The organism is Ideonella azotifigens, from assembly GCF_006519715.1.
GTDB lineage: Bacteria > Pseudomonadota > Gammaproteobacteria > Burkholderiales > Burkholderiaceae_C > Ideonella > Ideonella azotifigens.
In genome coordinates this window covers 1-2,753 of record NZ_VIDT01000698.1, presented here as the reverse complement: position 1 = coordinate 2,753, position 2,753 = coordinate 1, and the positions used below count along the sequence as shown (strand labels likewise).

At 68.3% G+C, this 2,753-nt stretch carries 4 protein-coding genes; 1 reads left to right on the top strand and 3 read right to left on the bottom strand.

Features of this window, described 5'->3' with window-relative positions; all coding sequences use genetic code 11:
- From FKP22_RS26470 to FKP22_RS26460, 3 genes are all read right to left on the bottom strand, one after another.
- Nucleotides 1-732, bottom strand: a 732-nt coding sequence (locus FKP22_RS26470) for an ATP-binding cassette domain-containing protein (RefSeq protein WP_141290897.1), incomplete at its 3' end; no start/stop codon positions are given.
- Between the two features lie 16 nt (nucleotides 733-748).
- Nucleotides 749-1,699, bottom strand: coding sequence for a sugar ABC transporter substrate-binding protein (locus tag FKP22_RS26465; protein ID WP_141290895.1), 951 nt, complete (start codon nucleotides 1,697-1,699; stop codon nucleotides 749-751).
- Nucleotides 1,700-1,897: 198 nt separating this feature from the next.
- On the bottom strand, nucleotides 1,898-2,107 hold the full coding sequence (locus FKP22_RS26460; protein WP_141290893.1) for a hypothetical protein: 210 nt from the start codon (nucleotides 2,105-2,107) through the stop codon (nucleotides 1,898-1,900).
- A 103-nt stretch (nucleotides 2,108-2,210) separates the two neighbouring features.
- Here FKP22_RS26460 and FKP22_RS26455 point away from each other — a divergent pair.
- Nucleotides 2,211-2,753 (top strand): LysR family transcriptional regulator (locus FKP22_RS26455; protein WP_141290891.1); only part of this gene is annotated, 543 nt, incomplete at its 3' end.

The following is a 2,753-nucleotide window of genomic DNA, read 5'->3' as shown; positions in this document are numbered from 1 at the left end:
CATGCGCTGCACCAGGTCGGCCTCGCTGAGGCCGGCCATGGCCCGCAAGTCCACCAACCGGCCATCGCGCAGCACGGCGACACGGTCGGCAATGCGGCGCAGTTCCTCGAGCCGGTGAGAAACGTAGACGATGGCAACGCCACGCGCGGTGAGCCGCGCGATCTGCTCGAACAGCCGGCTGGTCTCGCGCGGCGTGAGCATCGCCGTCGGCTCGTCCAGCACCAGCACGCGGGTGTCGTCCTGCAGGTTGCGGGCGATCTCCACCATCTGCTGCTGGCCAATGCCCAGGCGCGAGACCGGCGTGGCCGGGTCGATGTCGTCCAGCCCGATCTTGGCCAGCTGCTGCCTGGCCGCCGCATGCAGCGCGCCTCGGCGCAGCCAGCCGGCGCGGCTGGGCATGCGGCCGAGAAACAGGTTTTCGGCCACGGTCAGCGTGCTGACCAGGCCCAGCTCCTGCATCACCATGCGCACGCCCAGGCGCTCGGCCTCCTGCCGCGTGGCCGGCGCATAGGGCTGGCCGGCCAGGCGCAGACTGCCCAGCGTGGGCCGCTCCAGCCCGCAGATCAGCTTGGACAAGGTGCTCTTGCCGGCGCCGTTTTCGCCGGTCAGCGCCAGCACCTCGCCAGCGTGCAGCGAGAGGCTCAAGGCGTGCAGCACCGGTGTGCCGCCGTAGGCCTTGCCGACGCCGTCGATCTCGAGCAGTGGGGCGATGGTGGATGGCGCTTGGGACATGGCAGGGAATGCTGGCTTACTTGCTGCCCTTGGTGACCAGCACCACTTCGGTCTTGGCCTCGGCGGGCAACTGGGCCTGGGGCGTCTTGGCGGCCAGCGCCTTCAGCGCCAGCTCGATGCCGAACACCGCCTGCTTGGCGGCGTACTGGTCGGCCGTGGCCAGCATGCGGCCGTCGGCCAGCATCGGCTTGACCGCGGTGATGTTGTCGTAGCCGACGACCTGCACCTTGCCGGTCTTGCCCGCGGCCTTCACGGCCGCCACCACGCCCAGCGCCATGCTGTCGTTGCCGGCCAGCAGCGCGGTGAGGTCCGGGTGCTCGCGCAGCATGCCTGCGGCCACGGTGTTGCCCTTCTCGATCTCCCACTGGCCGGACTGCACGCCGACCACGGTGATGTTGGCGGCCTTCATCGCGTCCTGGAAGCCCAGCGTGCGCTGCTGTGCATTGAAGGTGGTGGACACGCCTTCGACGATGCCGACCTTGTCGCCCGCCTTCAGCGACTTGGCCAGGAAGTCACCCACCAGCTTGGCACCCATGCGGTTGTCCGGGCCCACGAAAGGCACGTTCAGGCTCTTTTCCTTCAGCGCGTCGGTGTCCAGCCGGTTGTCGATGTTGACCACCAGGATGCCCTTGTCCACCGCGGCCTTGATGGCCGGCACCAGGGCCTTGGAGTCGGCCGGCGCGATGACGATGGCGCTGACCTTCTGGGCCACGGCCTGCTCGACCATCTTGATCTGCGCGGCCGTGTCGGTCTCGTTCTTGATGCCGTTGGTCACCAGCGTGTACTCGCCGGCATGGGCCTTCTGGTGCGCCTTGGCGCCGTCTTCCATGGTGCGGAAGAACTCGTTGGCCAGCGACTTCATGACCAGCGCGACCTTGGGCTTGTCCTGCGCCATCGCGGGCGATGCGAGCAGGCCGGTGACGGCCAGGGCCGCGGCAATGTGGAGGGAGCGGCGAGTGAAGGACATGGTGTCTCCTTGGTCGGTGTTTGGTGTGCCTGGCTGATCGCCCGTCCGCCCGGGGGTCCGGCAGTGCAGGATCGTCAGCGGACGCCATCGTACCGAAAGCAAACGTTTGCGCAAACGTTTGCTTGCCAGTGGAAACCCGTAATGCAAGGGCAATCGCGCGCCGCCCAGCAGCGGCGGTGAGAACCGGGTAGCCGGCCTTCAGCGATCCTGGCCATGGCAGAACCAGTCGACCTGGTCTGCCCCGATGCCGAGATCGGCCAGATCGCGTGCGCTCATCTGCCGCAGCAGCGCATGGGCCCGGGCGGCTTCCGCCCGCTGCCGGGCCCGGCGCCAGAGCGCGGCCACACGCTGCCGCAAGGCCTCGATCAAGGACGGTTGGGTGGCAATGCGGGAAGCCTGCGTGGACATGGTGAGCTCCGTTGAAAAGCCTTTGAAGGCCGGCTCACCATGCTCGCGGCGGGCTTAAGATTTGAAAAGTTGAAAGAACTGAGCAAACCATTCAGGAAATCTGATGCGAAGCCTGAACCTGGACCAGTTGCGCACGCTGGTGACCATTGCCGACCTGGGCACCTTCGCCGCTGCGGCGCAGGCGCTGCACCTGGCCGCGCCCACCGTGAGCCTGCATGTCAGCGAACTGGAGGCGAGGCTGGGCGCGCCGCTGCTGGAACGCGGCGGCAAGCAGGTGCGCATGAGCGCGGCGGGTGCGGCCTTGATCGAGCGCGGCCGGCAGTTGCTGAAGGAGGCGGACGATGCGGTCGACCAGGTGCGGCGCTTTGCCGAAGGCCGCGAAGGCAAGGTGCGGCTGGGCACGTCCACCGGCGTGCTGGTGCATTTGCTGCCGCGCGTGCTGGCGGTGCTGAACGAGCGGCATCCAGGCATAGACGTGGAGGTTGCCATCCTCGGCTCGCTGGACACGATGGACAGGCTGGGGGCGCGCACGCTGGACATCGGCATCGTGGCGTTGCCGCAGGCCGAGCTGCCCGAGTTGCTGCTGCAGCCCTGGCGCAGCGACCCGATGATGGCTTTCCTGCCGCCGCGCTGGCCGGCGCCGGAA

Excerpts from the sequence above, each read along its gene's own strand:
- FKP22_RS26465 (WP_141290895.1), bottom strand. The coding sequence starts at position 1,699 with ATGTCCTTCACTCGCCGCTCCCTCCACATTGCCGCGGCCCTGGCCGTC.
- FKP22_RS26460 (WP_141290893.1), bottom strand. The coding sequence starts at position 2,107 with ATGTCCACGCAGGCTTCCCGCATTGCCACCCAACCGTCCTTGATCGAG.